18 protein-coding genes are annotated in these 17,552 nt (G+C 60.3%); 9 read left to right on the forward strand and 9 right to left on the reverse strand.

Features of this window, described 5'->3' with window-relative positions:
- Positions 1–104: 104 nt before the first annotated feature.
- The 4 genes from AYJ54_RS00900 to AYJ54_RS00915 all read right to left on the reverse strand — a co-directional run bounded on the left by AYJ54_RS00900 (position 105) and on the right by AYJ54_RS00915 (position 3,572).
- Complete coding sequence (locus AYJ54_RS00900) at positions 105–1,223, reverse strand: amidinotransferase (protein WP_136623344.1); 1,119 nt, start codon at positions 1,221–1,223, stop codon at positions 105–107.
- Positions 1,224–1,510: 287 nt separating this feature from the next.
- Positions 1,511–1,693: a hypothetical protein gene (locus tag AYJ54_RS00905; protein WP_057855957.1), complete on the reverse strand. Its 183-nt coding sequence runs from the start codon at positions 1,691–1,693 to the stop codon at positions 1,511–1,513.
- Between the two features lie 782 nt (positions 1,694–2,475).
- Positions 2,476–2,655: a hypothetical protein gene (locus AYJ54_RS00910; protein ID WP_063696017.1), complete on the reverse strand. Its 180-nt coding sequence runs from the start codon at positions 2,653–2,655 to the stop codon at positions 2,476–2,478.
- Positions 2,656–3,356: 701 nt separating this feature from the next.
- Entirely contained in the window at positions 3,357–3,572 is a 216-nt protein-coding gene (locus AYJ54_RS00915; protein ID WP_063696018.1) for a hypothetical protein, read from the reverse strand.
- A gap of 395 nt (positions 3,573–3,967) precedes the next feature.
- Between AYJ54_RS00915 and AYJ54_RS00920 the strand changes: the two genes are divergently transcribed.
- From AYJ54_RS00920 to AYJ54_RS00940, 7 genes are all read left to right on the forward strand, one after another.
- Entirely contained in the window at positions 3,968–4,246 is a 279-nt protein-coding gene (locus tag AYJ54_RS00920) for a hypothetical protein (protein ID WP_063696019.1), read from the forward strand.
- Positions 4,243–4,689 (forward strand): hypothetical protein, encoded by a 447-nt coding sequence (locus tag AYJ54_RS48725; protein WP_136623346.1) that lies wholly within the window; start codon positions 4,243–4,245, stop codon positions 4,687–4,689. The genes AYJ54_RS00920 and AYJ54_RS48725 overlap by 4 nt, the downstream gene beginning before the upstream one ends.
- On the forward strand, positions 4,679–4,969 hold the full coding sequence (locus tag AYJ54_RS48730) for a hypothetical protein (RefSeq protein WP_136623347.1): 291 nt from the start codon (positions 4,679–4,681) through the stop codon (positions 4,967–4,969). Before AYJ54_RS48725 ends, AYJ54_RS48730 begins: the two co-directional genes overlap by 11 nt.
- A gap of 325 nt (positions 4,970–5,294) precedes the next feature.
- The gene (locus AYJ54_RS00925) at positions 5,295–6,134 is read left to right on the forward strand and encodes a universal stress protein (RefSeq protein WP_063696020.1); all 840 of its coding nucleotides are present in this window, start codon (positions 5,295–5,297) and stop codon (positions 6,132–6,134) included.
- 940 nt (positions 6,135–7,074) lie between these two features.
- Complete coding sequence (locus tag AYJ54_RS00930) at positions 7,075–7,830, forward strand: hypothetical protein (protein ID WP_063696021.1); 756 nt, start codon at positions 7,075–7,077, stop codon at positions 7,828–7,830.
- A gap of 155 nt (positions 7,831–7,985) precedes the next feature.
- A complete protein-coding gene (locus AYJ54_RS00935) occupies positions 7,986–8,642 on the forward strand; it encodes a DoxX family protein (protein WP_063696022.1) in 657 nt (218 codons plus the stop codon).
- A 21-nt stretch (positions 8,643–8,663) separates the two neighbouring features.
- Positions 8,664–9,419, forward strand: coding sequence for a class I SAM-dependent methyltransferase (locus AYJ54_RS00940; RefSeq protein ID WP_082905403.1), 756 nt, complete (start codon positions 8,664–8,666; stop codon positions 9,417–9,419).
- Here the strand turns inward: AYJ54_RS00940 and AYJ54_RS00945 are convergent, their stop codons facing one another.
- From AYJ54_RS00945 to AYJ54_RS00960, 4 genes are read right to left on the reverse strand one after another with little or no spacing between them, the layout of a single operon-like run.
- Positions 9,420–10,157 (reverse strand): glycosyltransferase family 2 protein, encoded by a 738-nt coding sequence (locus tag AYJ54_RS00945; RefSeq protein WP_063696023.1) that lies wholly within the window; start codon positions 10,155–10,157, stop codon positions 9,420–9,422. It lies immediately after the preceding gene.
- Entirely contained in the window at positions 10,121–11,200 is a 1,080-nt protein-coding gene (locus AYJ54_RS00950; protein ID WP_063696024.1) for a radical SAM/SPASM domain-containing protein, read from the reverse strand. The genes AYJ54_RS00945 and AYJ54_RS00950 overlap by 37 nt, the downstream gene beginning before the upstream one ends.
- Positions 11,197–12,561 (reverse strand): MptA/MptB family glycosyltransferase, encoded by a 1,365-nt coding sequence (locus tag AYJ54_RS00955; protein WP_063696025.1) that lies wholly within the window; start codon positions 12,559–12,561, stop codon positions 11,197–11,199. Before AYJ54_RS00955 ends, AYJ54_RS00950 begins: the two co-directional genes overlap by 4 nt.
- Positions 12,562–12,565: 4 nt before the next feature.
- Positions 12,566–13,270 (reverse strand): TIGR04282 family arsenosugar biosynthesis glycosyltransferase, encoded by a 705-nt coding sequence (locus AYJ54_RS00960; protein WP_063696026.1) that lies wholly within the window; start codon positions 13,268–13,270, stop codon positions 12,566–12,568.
- A 421-nt stretch (positions 13,271–13,691) separates the two neighbouring features.
- Here AYJ54_RS00960 and AYJ54_RS53355 point away from each other — a divergent pair, with 421 nt between their 5' ends.
- Together AYJ54_RS53355 and AYJ54_RS00970 are read left to right on the forward strand one after the other, a co-directional pair.
- Positions 13,692–14,837, forward strand: coding sequence for an acyl-CoA dehydrogenase family protein (locus tag AYJ54_RS53355; RefSeq protein ID WP_063696027.1), 1,146 nt, complete (start codon positions 13,692–13,694; stop codon positions 14,835–14,837).
- A gap of 86 nt (positions 14,838–14,923) precedes the next feature.
- Entirely contained in the window at positions 14,924–15,763 is an 840-nt protein-coding gene (locus AYJ54_RS00970) for a phosphate/phosphite/phosphonate ABC transporter substrate-binding protein (RefSeq protein WP_063696056.1), read from the forward strand.
- Between the two features lie 6 nt (positions 15,764–15,769).
- Here the strand turns inward: AYJ54_RS00970 and AYJ54_RS00975 are convergent, their stop codons facing one another.
- Positions 15,770–16,804, reverse strand: a complete 1,035-nt coding sequence (locus tag AYJ54_RS00975) for an Rv1681 family radical SAM protein (protein WP_063696028.1) — start codon at positions 16,802–16,804, stop codon at positions 15,770–15,772.
- Between the last annotated feature and the right edge of the window lie 748 nt (positions 16,805–17,552).

A 17,552-nucleotide genomic window follows, 5' to 3' on the forward strand; every position in this document is an offset into this window, starting at 1 on the left:
ACGTTGCTTAGGTTAGCCTGCATCGGCTTTATTCTCGTGGGCATCATCGGACTGAAAATCACCTCTTAGGCGGAGCGGCGCGATGAGACCTGTTGGAGGTCAGCTCAGAAGTAGCTTTCCAACGTGCCGCGCCGCCGGACGTCGAGCGTGGCGCAGTGGAAGGCGCCACCAAATGCCGCATAGTGTAAGAACTTGCAGGAAATCGGTTCGAATCCCCAATTCTCAAACGCACGCATCGTTGCGGTATGATGTGGATCTACGATGACGCGCTTCTCATCCACCATCAAGACGTTCATGTTGAGCCATTTCCCGCATAGTGAAGTGACCCTCAGCACAGGATCGGTGATCGGGTCGGACTCGGGGGCCACGAGGATGTCCCATCCTTTCAAGACGGCCGGAAGATGGTCGACGTCGATGTACTCGGGATTGATCAGGATCTTGCCGGGCCCAAGCGGCAATATGGTGGTGTCGATGTGCATTGGATTGGGGCAGCGGCTCTCAATCTCATGGATGCGATAACTGTCGCCAAGGTGACGACGCAGCCATTCAATGCCGGACGCATTGGTGACGTTGCTGCGGGTCACGAACAAGTCGCGTCCACAGCGAAAGAAGTCGGCGGCGTCAAAGACCGGTTCGAATTCGGTGAGAATGTATGAGATCGGCTCGCCTTTCTCCGGAACGCGAAATTCAGGGTCGAACAGTTCGTCCGTCAGTTGCGGTCTGGGCGCGCTCGTCCACCGCGCGCCACGTTGGAAATAGTCCTTCAGGATCGCACGATAGGACTGCGTCTCGAAGTAGCGACAGGGCCAAACCATTGGGGTTTCGATGATCTCGTCGCCGATCACGAGCATGCTGTCGCGCGGGCAGGAATTGCAGAAGCCGCGCGAGGACCATCCTGGCGTGCTGAAGCGCTTCCTGTGGTCGACAGCGTCCGGCCGTCTTACGATGATGCCCAGCGACTGTAGCAGCGCAACAAAGCCATCAAGCTCACGCTGGGCCGGCTCGATCATGATCCTTGGGTAACGAAAGCCTGCGAGCAGCGACTGAGCACGCGCTGCCATGCCCGGAATGTTGCAGGTGACAACCGGATGATCGGATGGGATGACCGCACCCTCAAGCCTTCCGACGATCACTTCCTCCAGCGCGCCCCACTCGTTGTGTGAGTTCACCGGAGAAACTCGGGCCGATGGAGCGGCATCCGAACCGCGACCGTGCGTGACCATATCCATGCACGAGACCCTCTGCGCTACAACAGCCGCCGGTTCTGGAAGTTCCAGGCGTCCGACCCCCGGTTGTGGGTCGATCGCAAATTTCTGGTGGCGCCTCTTGGCCCATCAGCGAAGTGGCGCCTCGTCTGATGGAGGCCCGCTCGGTGGGGCATAGCGGACTAGATTTGCTCACCCTGAGTTCTTCGCATTTTGATCCATCTGCGACATTGGGCAGCGCTCAAGAAAGTGCACGATCTCACTTGATCGGCGGAATGGTTCGCCCAGGCGGCGATGTCCTGAGCCTACGCGCTTATGTTCAACTGCCGCAGCACGTCAGCGATGAGTTGCTTCACGTCCTGATGGCCACCATTGTTGAAAGTGATGCGCGTGCCTTGTCCGTCCGGCAGTGGCGTGGCGGTCACAATCCTATCCGTGTTGATGACGATGGGCTGATCGTCCGGTTGCGTGAACTGCACGAATGCCATGAAAGATCGATCCTGCCTGTTGGGCCCGCGAGCCGCGCGTGGCGCCCCGAAACCTGCGACGCGCGGGCGTCAACGTCAAGCCTGTGTACCGAAAACGTAAAGGCGAGGCGATTCAAATGGCTTGCGGCATTTGTGCCCGCTCCACCCGACGCGCCGCCTCGCTTCCCGGTGAGGGCAGCACTCATCTACGCGGTTGCGGAATGACCGCTGTTGGCCCTTCTGAGACATGCGCGTCCGGCCAAACGTCCGCTTTGCGCAAAAAGCCGCCCTCCCCGCCAGGTCACAGTTGCCCCAAAGTCTTCACCCTGTTTCGCAACTGGCTGAGCCGATGCTACCAGCCCGCGAATATCTGCCACAAAAGCAAGAAGCTCGGCCAAATGCTGGCGAAATGTGACGGCTTATGAGCCGCTCACCCTGGGCCCCACAGAAACCACCCCGATGTCATTTCTAGCCGCAGTTGTTTGCCTGATCGTACTCAGCATTAGCGTTCTCGTCGCCCACGCAGTCGACGCTCTTAGGACGTAGCAAGTCCGCCAGCGTGAACCAGGGGCCCGCGTTGCTTTACCGCCGCAGCCGGCAGGCGTGCGCCGCCAGCAGCTGCCCCGCGGGGTGCAGGCGGTTCTCCACACCCGCGACCCGCGGTATCTCGCGCTCGCTCGGCCCTACCACCCATTGATAATTTGCGAGCTCGTGTCCGCGCCGCGTTGATGCCGGCATGCGGCCTCAGAAGATCACCTTTGGCGCATGGGCCTTGCGATCAGAATCTTCGCCGGTTTGGGCTGCTAGTCTGCTTTGGCCTCATATGCACGGATCAGGGCGAGATTCTTCAGGATGCGCTCGGTGGCTGACTCCTGTTCGGCATCGTCCTCGCCGTCCCGACAGGAGAGGCGGCCCGCCTCATAGTCGGCGAGGTCCTGGCGATCGTTGTCTACCACCCAACGAAGGCGACCGATGGATTTCATCGAAGTCTCCACCGCAATGCGGTGGCCCGGCACACTGCCCCCGCCGAAACGCGTGCCGGGCCTAGCCAGTCCGCCCGCTGGTCGAATCTGACCGGCTGACGTCGATCTTAGGGCAAAATTGTGACTCTGAAAATTGCTCGGCTGCAACACTCGATAGCTTTCTGCGAAAGGCAGACTGCTACGGAAAGGTGCCATGCATTGGCCGCCAACAGGCCAGAATCGCAACTGCATTTAAGCGCGTCTAGGATGCGGTCGGTTTCCGCGCTGGTTCGATCGAAGTCCGAGACTCCCGCTCCATCGCTAACTCAGCCCCCAGCCCCTGCGATGGAGCGGGGCAGGATTTGGAAATCGTCACAACCACAGAAACTCTCGGCCCGGTTTGCCCCGCCGTCCGGGACTGCACCAGATCAGCGAGGCTGGCTTTCGCTCGATCTATTCTGCGAAGCATTTCTGCCTGTCGCATGCAAAAGGCGGTTATGGTGAGGTCACGCCGCGCGGCCTGCGCCTCGTGCAACGCATGATCGATGGACGCAGTAACATTGTAATCAATCATTGAATGCCCCTAGCTAGGCGCGGCAGCCTGGGAGCGCACTCGCCTATCTGAATCGCAGGAAATGAACGAGGCCGCGGGAAATTTGGCAATCCCGGCTAACTACGGGAAGGCCCGCCAGCGTGAACCGGCGGGCCTCGTGTTCAACGCCTCAGCCGTCCTGTTGTAGTTCCTGTTCGATCGCTTTCAGCCGCTTTCTAAGAGCGCGATCTATGGCGCGGGCTTCTCTTGGTGCGATCCTTCCCGTCCCAATATCGGTTAGCATCCTGCCCTGAAACGTTGCGATCTGCTCCAGCGTCATCTGCTCGATTTGAGCAATCCGCGCTTCAACATCGGCATTTGCTTCCGCCGCTTTCCTGTTGCGCATGTGCTTCGCTCCTCTGATGAGTCGCGATTTTGATCCTGGACCCCGGCGGCGGCGAAGCAAACGCCAGCGCCGCCGGGCTGTGGAAAACTACCGCCGCAGCCGGCGCGCATACGGTGCTACGCCACATGGGCCGCCCGCTGGACTCCCTGCGACGCGCCTATTTTGACGAGTGGAACGCTACAAGCTTAAGAATCGTCCGGCTCAGAACTAGACGAGCCGTTCAAGGACTCGCTACCTGAACCGCGCTCCACCGACCAGGGCCGCGGATGTTCCTGGATTGACGTTGTTATGCGCAAATCGCAGGCGTGCATCGTGTGTGCGCTAACCTTGGCAATCAGGGGATTGCACACACGAATTCTCGCAGTCTGTCGATCGCAGCTATCGCACTTTGGCTGATGACCGCTGCTGTTGTCGTGGCCATTTTCGTTCGTGGTCAGACGCAGGTGGCGCGCGACGGGCGCACGGCCGTTCTACTGGTGCCGGACGAGCGCGATCTTGTGCTCAGCGAAATGCGTGGCGTGCTTGCTTCTGTGCACGGTATCGTCGAGGCAGTCAGCGCGGGCGATATGAAGGCCGTCGCAGCCGATCGCGGTGTGGACGCAGGCACGCGCGGAGGAGTGATGCAACGCGGTGACCGCAACAGGCTTGGCACGTTCGGAGCCTCGGTCGCATGAAGCCAGCCTACTATCCCAAAGCGTCATCCGACGAAGGAGCAACGATGCAGTTCGATTTAGCCTGTTCCGTAGAAGCAAGATCCATGATTGATCTGCACAGCGAACGGATGGCGCTTCTGGCCCACTGCTGCCGTACGATTTGGCACGGATGTCAGCTTTGCGCGGCGCCTGATAACGCTTCCTGCACTGGTTTGCGCCATTGGCCGGTCGAAAGCTGCTATAGTTTCCCGATTGCGCAAGGCCCGCTCTCGGAGGGGTCACATGTGATGGCGCGGGTGTCTCTCTGTTTTACTTTTGCTGAGCGGTTGTGCGGCGCGATGCCCGAGTGTGATTCTTTGGATACGCGCAGAATGGTGGTTACGATCGTTTCAGACGACAGCAATAACGCGCTTGTCAACTACGCTGTCAAGAAATTCGAGCGCGGTTGCCGCGATGGTAAGTAATACGAACACAGAGGCTAAAAAATTAGCCCTTTTGGAAAAGGCGAGTCAAGGCGCCGCATATAGGTTGGATGATGCAATACGCACAAATTCAAGAAGCAAAGCCAAACGAGCAGTTACTTGTACTGGGCTGTATGTAACCGTCGAGGATGTGACAGCGCAAAAAGAGGTGGAATTTAAAGTTGAACAGGCTGCGGGCGGCAAGATTTCCATTTCGGTCAGTCCGTTTCAAATTTTGACCGATGCCTCGTCACTGGCGACTACCGACGAGGTAAGCGAATGATGTCGTTTATCGACCCGTTGGCGACGTGCCGATCCGGCCGAATGTCCGCTTTGCGCCAAGAGCTGCCGTATGAGAATGGCTGCCCGCTTCGCAATACAGGCCATTGCCAGGATTAAGCCCGGTTCGGACGAACGATCATGATCTACCATCCCCGATGTCGAACAGCACGCCGGGCAGCGCTAACATGGAGGGCTAATCGCTCGGCATTTTGATAACGACCTGCGCCGCAATCGGAGGAAACTATCGACCTCAGTCGCAAGCCGTTAGCCTTCAAAGGCGACTAGACGTTGTACGTCAATGTTCACCTGAAACACGGGGGTTGAGAATGAAGACGATCTTGGTACCGATCCAAAACATTGAGATCATGACATCCACGCTCGAGGCCGCCGCACGTCTCGCGCAACGTACCGGCGCCTACATCGAAGGCTTCCCGCTCCGGTTCGGCATCCCTCAATATTTAGTCGCAGAATTGGCCACCGGCATCCCTTTGGATTCTTACCATGCGAAGAGCCAAGAAGAATTAGCCGAAATGCACCGTTTGTTCGAAGCGTTCATGCTGAAGCACAATATTCCTCCAGCCACTGCAGGCTCGAGCCGACCATGCTTCGGCTGGTTGGAAACCGCGCCTAAGGGTGAAGACTTTGTTGGAAGTTATGGGCGTGCTTTCGACCTCATCGTAATGCCACGGTCCACCGTTGATGCTGCCGGCCCTCACCGGCGCGCCATTGAATCCGCGCTGTTTGAAAGCGGTAGACCCATCCTCCTGGCGCCACTAGACGCGCCAGGAAGCATCGCGACAAACATTGTCATCCACTGGAACGGTAGTACCGAGCAGGCTCGGGTCAACGGTTTTGCTATGCCGCTTCTTCGTCTGGCAGAAAGGGTAACGGTGCTAACCGTGATTGGCGGACAAGAGGTACCAGGCCCATCTGCCGATCAGATAGTCCGGCAATTGCTGTACAACGACATTGCCGCCAAGCTAGTGAGCGTTGAACTGGAAGACCGCGACACTGGTGAGGCGGTCCTTGATGCCGCCAGAGCGCAAGGCTGCGATCTGTTGATAAAGGGCGCCTTTACCCGCAATAGGCTGCGGCAAATGATATTCGGTGGCGCGACCAGTTATATCATGGAGCACGCGGATTTGCCCGTCCTAATGGCGCATTAGAACTGCGCGTACAATTCGCTCCATGCCTCCGATGCTGTGCGGCGCGACTGGGCATAGAATTGCTTTCTACCGCAGCTTGCCCAACGCAGGAGCGCGCCTTCCTCGCGCCCTGTCAGCCACGGCAATTCGTGAGGCCTTTGGCGTCATCTCCGACAGATAAGAGATCCAGCCCTGACCAGGTCCGGTATGCGCCAGAAGCGGTTCTCCCCGCGAGGTCGCGTTTTGACCGGAGCCGGAAGTCGAGCGGCCAAAATAACGATCCTTGCCGCGCTGATGCTGTTGACCTGCATGTGCTAGGATTACTGCAAATCGGCGACCACCCCCGGTGCAGCATACCGACGTCCAGGCACGCGAGGACTCAACCAGCGCCCTTTCCATGCTCTCTAAGAGGGTGTCGCCAGCCCACCTCAGAGATCGGTCAGCTTTTGAGCGAATTTTGCTAAGGCAGCACTTTCGACTTTTTCAACACAATCCGCCAGAAGCTGCCGTTTCAGGCCCCGGTTTGCCCGACGAGCGGTTTGCGGGGCGGGCTGTCACTGCGCGCGATCCGAATTCATCCTCGCCGCTTGCTGCTGGCTGGCCCTAAGGCGCCCTTGCTGTTCTCGAGGCGTCAAATCCGCTCGGTCAGTGAGGTAATCCTCGCGAGCGCTCGGCAGCTCCGCACCGGTGCGTCGGCATGCGGCTGGCGAGCAAAGCGAAGTGCCCTGCCCCCCATCAGCGGTTGACCAGATTTGTTGGTATGCTCATGACCGCCAACGGCCGCAATTTCCGGTCGTTTGCTGGAATGTTCGGGACGACCGACACTCGTGCGTGACACGAAACAGTGTCTGTCGCCGTCCGAACATATGCTCCCGTCCCGGCCGAGCCCAAATGTTTGGCCGACCGGCCTCGAACCTCGGCTCGGCCGAGGCAATTGCATGCCAGATCCAAGGAGCCCGACATGACCAGTATTCGTACTCAGGCGCGCAGCGAAATGAGACTCAATGTGATCCGCCTTTTGGCCTTCGGCCTGCTGTTGGTCCTCCCTGCGGCTTCCCGGGCGCAGCACAGCCCATCGATTGCCGAGCAGATCGCCAAGACCTACGGCCTTGATTCGTTTGGACAAATCGAGGCGATCCGCTACACGTGGAACGGTGAGTTTCCTGGCGGTCACAAAATTTCTAACAAGTGGGAATGGAGCCCGAAGACCGACACGGTCGCCTACGAGGGGAAAGATAAGGAAGGCAATCCGGTCAAGGTGACCTATCAGCGCTCCCAGCTCTCTAGCCAAAGCGATGTCGTCAAGAAAGAAGTCGATCCGGCATTCGTCAACGATCAATATTGGGTGCTGCTCCCGTTCCACCTGCTATGGGATGGTGCGACCGCAACCGACGACGGCCAGCAGAAGCGACCGACAGGTGACGCGTCTGCCCAGAAGGTCGTGGTGAAATACCCGTCGGAGGGCGGCTACCAGCCCGGCGACACCTGGGACCTCTACATCGGCGCCGACAAGCGAATTGAGGAAATCGCTTACCACCGGGGCGCTGCCAACCCGCCGCACTTCGTGACCGGGATATATGCGGACCACAAGAAGGCTGGTCCGCTCCTGATCTCAACGGATCACCCCGGGATGGTGGACGGAAAGCCCTTCCGGATCACGCTGACGGATGTGTCGGTAAAATTGACGGGATCCGACAAATGGATCGACGCACAATGACCCTCGGAAGTTTTTTTTCGGAAAGCTGATCGAAAACACTTAAGGCGCATCGTCCGATCGCCTGCGGGCGGTGCGCCTTGTCAGGCAATCGGCACGCAGAGTAACGATTCGATTAAGCGATACGTAGAGCAACCAAGTCCCCTGGGAGCCCGCGCATGCCCACCAATCCTTTCACCGACGTCTGGCATTTCCTGACCGCGACGACGAGTGACTATCTCCATCAGGGAAACTGGCGCTATCTGATCCTGGCGCTATTCTGGGCACTGCTGCTTGCCAGCATCGTGATTGCCGTGCGGAATTGGCGAGAAGATCCTGCGCAGCGCAGCAGCCGGCATCTTGGAATCTGGGTGGCGCGAGTCCTGGTCGGCTGCCTGTGGTTCCAGGGCATGTTGTGGAAATTACCGCTGCCGGTGTCCGACGGTCTGCAATACTGGACCGAACAGGAATCGACCAGCGCGGCGTTCGAGTTTCACCGCACCTTCATGAAGGACATCGTGCTGCCTCACATGACGATCTTTGGGCCGATCGTCTTTTTGGCCGAGCTAGTGTTCGCTGGATCGATGATCCTCGGCCTTGCGGTGCGATTGGTGGGAGTGCTGGCCCTCGCCTATACGCTGCAACTCTGGCTCGGGCTGTATGGCAACCCATCCGAGTGGCCATGGACGTATATGTGCCTGGCCCTCCTGATGTTCCTGTTTGCGCTCGACGGCGCCGGCCGCAGTCTTGGCCTTGATGCCTGGCTTCGCCGCGAGGTGCCCGTCGTGCGCGACGGCAAACGGTTTATTGGCTGGTTCTTCAACATCGCGGGTTGATCGTTGATCGCGGTCGTTTGGATGAGAAAACGAGCATATGAGGGCGCTGGCCTCGCAGCGACGCTCGTTATCGCGCTGGGCGCCGCCGTCAGCGCGCACGCCGCCGACATCGGCTATCTGGCTCCGCCGGGAGTCGCCGCAACGGCGTTTCCCGCACCCCAGCGTCCGGTTGCCAAGATCGTCAGCCCCAGGCGTTCCAATGAGGAGCACCGCGACTCCCTCAATGAGAATGGCGAGATCGTCCGTCTTCTTGAACTGAAGCCTGGCATGACGGTCGGCGACATCGGTGCGGGCAGTGGCTACCACACCGTTCGCCTCTCGCCGCTCGTCGGCCCCACCGGCTCTGTCATCGCTGAGGACGTCACGCGGAAATACCTCGTCGAGCTCGCCAGGCGAACGGAGCAACTGAATCTGGTAAACGTCAAATTCGCGCTCGGCGAACCAGGTGACCCGCGCGTGCCTGCGTCCTCGCTGGATGCCGCGATCCTCGTGCACATGTATCACGAGATCGCCGAGCCCTATGCCTTCCTCTACAATCTCGTACCCGCGCTAAAGCCCAGCGCGCGGGTCGGAATTGTCGACCTTGAGCGTCCGACATCGGAGCACGGCACGCCGATTGAGCTCCTGCGTTGCGAACTCTCTGCCGTTGGGTATCGCGAGATCGCGACATATCAGCTGGCAGGCGATGGCGGATACCTCGCGGTGTTTTCGCCACCGGAAAAACGACAATCTCCCGGGAGCATCGTTGCTTGTGCGGATCGTACCGGCACACGCTGATCACCTTCGCAGCTCGAGCGCGAGGCGAACAAACGTCGCCGAAATGGACCAGCCCGCCTTGACGCCGGCGACGAGATTGCCGGAAACCTTCGATACCCCGCCAACCCTGCGCCGCTGCCCAACGGCAATTTCCAGTGCCGGCAGTCGCGCCGAGGCGACCCGCATCAGCATTTCCAGGTTCCAGCCATAGGTCTCCTCTTTCATCCCGAGACCGCTGAGCGCATCCCGCCGGATGGCGCGAAACGGCGACAGATCGGTGAAGCTTGTGCCATAGACCAGACGCAACAGCAGCCTGCCGACATGGGCGGCAAGGAGCTGCTGTGGTGCCAGGCTGCCAGGCTCGCGCGAACCGCGTACGCGCGATCCGAGCACGAAGACCGCCTGGCCTGTAACGATCGGCGACACCAGATCCGAGATGAATTCCGCAGGATCGCCGCCGTCGCCGTCGAGGAAGACGAGAATGTCGGCGTCGGCGCGCACGGCGGCGATGCCGGCCTGAATGGCACGACCGTAGCCGCGGCGCGGCTCAACAATGACGCGAGCCCCAGCGGCCTTTGCCCGCTCAGCACTACGATCCAGCGAGCCCCCGTCAACGACGATGACTTCGCTCACATTCTGCGCGAGCACCCCGGTTACGACCTGGCCGATCGCCGTTTCTTCGTCGAGACACGGGATGATCGCCGAAACGATGGCCACCTCGTTCACAGGCTCCAGCGCAGGCCGCAATTGGCGCAGCATTTGGGCGGCTTGTCCGAGAGCAGCGCCGCACGAAAATCCCGATACGCGGGCCCGTTCCAGATGTCCTGCAAGGACTGCTGCGCCGCATGGCCAAGCGTATAATTGTCATAGCCATGCTGCGAAAACGGCGCGATACAGCACGGCAGTGCGCGACCATTGGCCGTGAAATACATCAGTGACCACGGCCGCCGGCAGAGCGACCACGGCGAACCACAGCCGCTGCCCTTCAGACTTAGGCCCGGCTCGCTTGCCGCGCCCGACGCACTGAAGGTGATGCCAAGGGAACGCGCCAGCTCCTCGGCCTGCTTCAGATAGGCGGCTTCGCCCGCGGTCAACCCTTCGAACAGGGCCTGTTCCGGACGCGCCTTGCCGATGGTCTGTTCATCGAAGAACACAAGGCGTTGCAGGTAGACCTCCTTGACACCGATCTCGGCTGCCACTTTCACGAACGCCGGGAGTTCCTCGACAGTCTCCTTCAGGCCTGTAAGCCAAACGGAAACCTGCGGCTTCGTATATCCCTCCCGCTCCTGCAGCTCGCGAAACGCGCGCACGTTGCGGAGGATGCGGCCGAAATAATCCCGGCCACGGATCGCCTTGAAACTTTCGCGGTTTGACGCATCGAGCGACACACGCAGCTCATCGAGCCCGGCCTCGATCAGCGCACGGCCGTTGCGCTCACTGAGAACCGTTCCATTGGTGTTGAACAGGACGTAAACGAGGCGATCCTTAAGGCATTTGACCATCCGCGGCAGATTCGCGACCAGCATCGGTTCGCCGACACCGTGCAGGACGGCGCGCGCGAGATCGGGAACCTGGTCGACGATCGATGTGAACAGGTCCCAGTCCATGTCTGCGGGCGGCTCCAGCTCCTCGTAGGTGCGAGGACAGGTGGTACACAACAGATTGCATCGGTTGGTCACTTCCAGATAGAGGCAAACCGGCGCACGCTGCGCGACCTCGGTGCGCTCGCCCGTAACCTGCTCGTGATAACGGCGTGGATCGAAGGGCGCGCGAATGCCCCGCGCTTCGCCGGAAAGGCTCATGGTGACAACCCCGTTTCTGCGGTTCGCTGCATGCGGGTCCTCCAGGTCGTCAGGGCCCAAGCCAGTAAGAGACCTCCGAACAGAATTGATTTTGTCACCATTCTTGGAATGTAGAAGTCCCAATCGAGTTGTTCGGACAGTAACAGTGCACCAATTGAAACAACCCACGTCGGCAGGGAGCCACACAGGGCGACAAACGGCGTGATGACGAGAAAGTACCAAGGATAGTTTGGCGACAACAGCAACAGAGTCAGGAGTAGCAGCATGTTGATGTCGGCAAGCCTGGACGTGATGCTATGATCAGAGCTGCGCGCCACGGAAAGCCCTTTGAACACGAGGATCAGCGCGGCCAGCACCGCGTAAGCTACCACGTCACCTTGGTGCTCGCCAAACACAAGCCGCCAGACCGACAACGGCCAGATCTCGTAGCCGGCACTGATGCCTTCTTCGCTCAGATAGCCTTGGGTCAGGAATCCGAAAGCGCCCCAACCGACGGATGAATAGGGAAGATAGCAGAGCACGACTGCTGCGATCACGACCAGCGGCATCTTGAGGTCCCACGGGCGCCAGATCCCGGCGAATACCGGTGCCGCAAACGGCTTGACCAGCATCGAAAGCGCGATCACGACGGCCCCGCGCAACGCATGGCCGGTCAGGGCAACGAACAGGCCCAGCAGCATCAGGGCAACCATCAGCGCGTCGACATGGCCGCTGTTGGCAATCTCCCACAAGGGCAGCGGATGCCAGAAATAGGCAACCACGCGCGTCACCGGGCGCTTCATATGCTGCAACAGCAGCATGATCAAAGACACGGTGACGGCCTCGCACCCCAAGAGCGCGAGACGCATCACAGTCACGCTTTCGCCGATCCGCGTGACGGTGAGAAAGAAAAATTGCGCGACCGGCGGATAGATCGTGACAGCCGTATCGACGCGGTTGATACGGGGAAAGATCGCGCCATCGCGGAGAAATACCAGCGCCTCATCCGCCGGAACATAACGGTAGGGATTGATGTCGGCGCCCTGAACCCTGCCATCCCAGACATAGCGATAGATATCGCTGGACAGGAGCGGATCGAACAACAGTGCATAGATCCTGAGCGCAATCCCGAATCCAAAGATGAGCCACAGCGCGTGATCGATTGGCACGCGCTCGGCGAGGCGCGTCGCCACGATCGTCAGGAGCCCCGCGGCGATGGTCAGAGCAATGAAGGCGTTGTCACCATAAGCCTCGAAGGCAAAGGGAGTGACCAGCGTCATGCCGGCGATAACAACACCGATGCCGGCCGACAGATGAAGCGGAGCAGCATTGTTGGCGGCGCGTGCCAGTCGACCGAATTGCCTTCGAGCAGCCCCGGCCATCAGTTTACGGGCTTATCATGGGCCCGGCCTCGAGAAAGGCCCGGGTCGCCGCGGCAAACCCGCCCTCGCGAAAGCGGTTCGAACGGCCAACCAGCTCCTCCTGTAGCCAACGCAACGTCTCGACATCGTCGACGTCGTACCATTCCGGAAGCACCGTTGTGGCAAGACCGATTTCGGCGGCGCGCTCGCGTGTGCTGCGGGCAACCGTTTCCGTTCCCCATGCGATACGGGTGAACAGCTGCTCATGCGGGTGCTTCAGCCCAATGAGGTAATAGCCACCGTCGCTCGCCGGCCCAAGCACCATCCGATCACCGGATTCGCGCAGCGCAGTGATCGCCTGCGCAAGGAAGCGAGGGGGCAAGGTCGGACTGTCGCCATTGACGAGCAGGACGCAGTCATGTCCGACATCGAGCAGCGCACGCGTCGCGCCGATCAGCACGTGGCCGAGATCATCGCCAGCCTGCAATAACAATCCGAACCCCGCAGGAAGCAGCTGTCGCATGATATCTTCGGCTCCCGCCGGCGCATAGACGCCATAGCCGCGCCTGCCGAGCGCTTCCGGTACCGCCTCGATCGCCGCGCCGACGTCTTGCAGAAAGCAGGCAGACAGCTGGGAAGCGGCCGCAGCGCCAATAGCGCTCGCAAGCCGCGTCTTTGAGCGGCCGGGTTGCGGCGCCTTGCCAATGATCCCGATCGCCGCGCCGCTCACCGAACAAGCCCGGATCGCACGCGATCAGCGGCGATCGCGACCAAGTGCAGCGTGTCATGTCCCTGCACGGGGATGGGCGAAACCCCGCCATCGTTGACCGGCATTACCAGACGAACCTCGTCACACCGTTGCCCGGTCATTGGTAGCGTTCCAGTCGACGGCGGGCAAGCGCTGTCCACCGGCCGCCGCTGGAAAGAAAGGCGTCGTCGACGCCAAAAAAAGATTTCAGGGGGAGTAACGAAATAGCTTTGAGCACGTAACTACCGTGGCCTGTACCCTGCCGCTGGCAAGGCAAGAGCTTGCCATGCTTGAGGCTGGTCGTGTTGATCCGATGGTGCGGGTCGCGTAGCATCGTTCGCGCAGAGAGCAGGTTCCATATTCTTCGAACTTGGTTGGCAGCACCTAGGTATCGAGGGTCGTTATGAATCACGAGACCGCAGTTTCGAATGCCAAAGACATCGCTGACCGCATTCTCGCACCGGCGGCCAGACAAAGCGACAAGGAAGCCCGATTTTCATCCGAGGCAATCGCGGCGCTCGGTCCGGCCGGATTGCTGGGGATCACGCTGCCCACCGAGGTAGGCGGCTCGGCGCTCGGACCACGGACCCTCGCCGCGGTCGTCGCGACGTTCGCAGAAGCGGATGCATCGGCCGCGATGGTTTATTTGATGCACATATGCGGCACCGCAACCATCGCGGCGGCCCGTCCGGGAGCCGCCGTCGCGCAGACGCTTAAGGACATTTCGGCCGGCAAACACCTGACTACTTTGGCGTTCAGCGAGGCCGGATCTCGTAGCCACTTCTGGGCGCCTGTCTCGCGAGCGAAGCGCAGCGGCGCCGGCGTGCACCTCAGCGCCAAGAAATCGTGGGTGACGAGCGCCGGTCACGCGCAAAGTTATGTTGTCTCGGCGCTGTCTCCTGAAGGCAAAGGTCCAACGGAGTCGACCCTTTACCTTTGCACCAGCGGTACGCCCGGACTGTCGGTCGCCGGCCCGTGGGATGGTCTCGGGATGCGCGCCAACGCATCCGCGCCGATGATCCTCGACGATTGCGAGGTCGCGCCCGGTTTCCAGCTGACCGATGACGGTGCCGGGTTCAAGGCGATGCTGGAGGTCGTGCTTCCGCTGTTCAACCTTGGCACATCGGCGGTCGCACTTGGTCTTTGCCGGGCCGCAGTGGCAGGAACCGCGGCACATCTCAATGCCGCTCGCTTCGAGCATCTGGGCCAGACCCTCGGCGAGAGTCTGCCGACGATTCGCGCGCAGCTTGCGACGATGCAGATCGACACGGATGGACTTGCCGCACGTGTCGACGATCTCGTCGATCACCTCGAGCGGCCCCGGGATACGACGTTGCTGCGCGTACTCGAGAGCAAGGCAGCGGCAGGCGATGTCGCCATCGCCGTCACCTCGGCCGCGATGCGGGTGTGCGGAGGCGCAGCATTTTCCAGGCATTTGGCTATCGAGCGATTGTTCCGCGATGCCCATGCGGGCGCTGTGATGGCGCCAACGGGCGATGTTTTGCGCGACTTCATCGGCAAAGCCATTTTGGGAATACCGCTGTTTTGAGCGCGAGAGCGCGGCGCCGCCTGGCAGCGCTTCGGGAGCGCGATTGATCGCATTTGAACATCGAGCCTGCGAAGGAAGACGCTGTCATGAGCCGGACGATCTGGGTAGGTGCCGTCGCATACGATCCAAAGGTGGTTGGTATCTGGGAGGGCATGCGACGGTATTTTCACGAGGAAGCGAGCATCCCTGTTGAGGTGGTGCTGTTCCAGAGCTACGAGGCACAGGTCGAAGCGCTACTGGCCCCGCCCGGCGCGCCGCTGCCGCGCATCGACATTGGATGGAATACGAACCTCGCTTTTGTCCAGGCCGATGCATGGAGCGACCATCGGTGCCGACCGATTGCGATGCGCGATACCGATGTCGGCTGGATGACCAAGCTCGTCGCAGTCACCGGTGGGCCTGTGGCGAAGCTTGCCGATCTCAGGAACCGCACGCTGGCTCTCGGCAGCCGCGATAGCGGCCATGCGGCAATCCTCCCGGTCTACTTTCTGCAGCGCGAGGGGTTCGTTGAGGGGAAGGACTACCAAACGCTGCGCTTCAACACCGACCTCGGCAAACACGGCGACACCGGTACAAGCGAGGTTGACGTCGTTCGCGCGGTCCTCGACGGCCGCGCCGATGCGGGAGCAATCGGCAGCCCATTCTGGAATACCGTGCATAGCGAGCGCCTGGTGCCGGAAGGCGCGCTGACGGAGATCTGGACCTCGCAGCCCTATAATCATTGCATGTTTACTGCTCGGGCCGATCTCGACCCTGCATTGGAGCAGGCGTTTGCCAACGCATTGTTTAGAATGAGCTACGACAACCCCAAGCATCGTCCTGTGCTTGAAGCGGAGGGGTTGCGCCAATGGATACCACCGCAGCTCGAAGCTTATGCCGAGTTGCGCGACGCCTCGACGCAACAGGGGTTCTTGAAGCGGCCCTGAACGCTGTCAGGCGCAATTGAAAATCCTTGCCAACCGGCGTTGATGCTCGGATTCGCGATCGAAGGCGCGGCGCACGGCCGCGAAGGAATCGGCAAGTGGAAAGATGTCGCGGCTGACCAGCAGATCGTTATCCTCAGCTCCGACCGGATGCCAAAACACGCCTTCAGCGGTGATCGTCACCTCGGGAACCAGATCTGCCCTTGCCAAGGCGATGCCCTGCGCGGCCGAGCCTCGGAGCGCAATTCGCCTGATCACCCGGTTCTCCTCGCTCACGTGATGGGTATCGAGGAAGCCACGGAACTCTTCCGCCTCTGCGTCAGTTGAAACCGTCGCCGCCAATCGCACCCGAAATCCGTCGGCGCGGGCCAGCTCGATTCCCTTCCAGGTGCGCGCCCATGTCCCCTTTCCACGATGGCTCTCGTGACGTTCCGGCGTTGGGCTGTCGAGGCTGATCTGCAAGGTCACTCGCTCGCGCGGCAATGAGCGCAGCGTTGCGAGTCGGCTTCCGGCAAACAGCATGCCGTTGGTGAGGACCGTAGTTGGCGCCGCCGCCGCGCATGCAGCAATGATCTCGCCAATATCCGGCAGCATGAATGGCTCACCGCCAGTGAGAAACATTTCGTCCACGCCAAGCTCCGCCGCTTCGACCGCAATCCGCCGCACCCGCTCGACGCCAAGCGCCCGCCGTTGAGCTTTGGGTGACGAGCGCACGCAACAATAGTCGCAAGCAAGGTTGCAGTCGAAGTTGGTGTAAAGCCACAGGCGTGAGCCGACAGGCCGATCCTCTCCAACATTCTCAGGAGCCTCTCCGTAGCGGAGCACCCAGCGGGTGCGGCCGCCTTCGACAGAAGTCCCGACCAGGCTATTGCGGGTGAAGCGACACCATGCCTCAAGCTCGGGGCCAATGCTTGCATCGCCGCTGATCACGGCGACGAGATCGCCCCTACGACTGAGGCGCAACGCAGCTATCAAATCTGGCAGGAGGCCCGAGGCAAACGTCTTGGTGCCGGCATCGAGCTCAAGTTTCGCGTTGGTTCTCATCCGTAGATCCTGGGTCCTGCGATCTACCGCACCATTTTCGCACCAGAAACGATCTCACCAGAGCGCAACGAACACGATCAATTTCCAACGAAAATTCAGTAAAATCAACGATTGCGTTCTTTAGCCCGTCGCCCATAACGGTTTGGTTGCGGGTTCGAGTCCTGCCGGGCTCACCAGTGAATTAGTGGCTTAGGCGGTTTTCATTTCCTCATTGTCAGGCTACCGCACCTGAATGCCTGATTGCTCTGCTTCTGCAAACATCAAACTACTGCTTCCCGTTCGATCTGACTATGGTTACTCCTTCTTGATCGTAGATCCGGCCGCCTTATCGCACGAACCGGCCAAACAATGCTCTGGCCAACGGCCCACTAACGGTCGACGTCTTTCGTACCTAAAGAGCCGTCTTGTCGGCCTGCGGCGGCTTGGCCGTCTGACCTTAGACGGACTGTCAGATATCGCCTATGACGCGACTTTTTCGGCGGGGGGCCGCTTTGCGCCAATAGCTGCCGTGCTCCACCGCCCCGCCCTTCTGCACGATCAACTGCGCTGCAATACTCGGCTAGCGAAAGCGCGGTGGAATGCCGACCTCGAGCGGGATAAGCCAAGCTCACGACTTCGGTCAGCGTCCTCAATGTGAAAGTGAAGCGAGAACAACGTCATCAGACTACGCTAAACTGCGAGATAGCAGCCGGTCGCCCTACTCCCACTCAATCATATCGGACGACGTTTTGTCGTTGATTTGCATGCA

Source organism: Bradyrhizobium centrolobii, from assembly GCF_001641635.1.
Classification (GTDB): Bacteria; Pseudomonadota; Alphaproteobacteria; order Rhizobiales; family Xanthobacteraceae; genus Bradyrhizobium; species Bradyrhizobium centrolobii.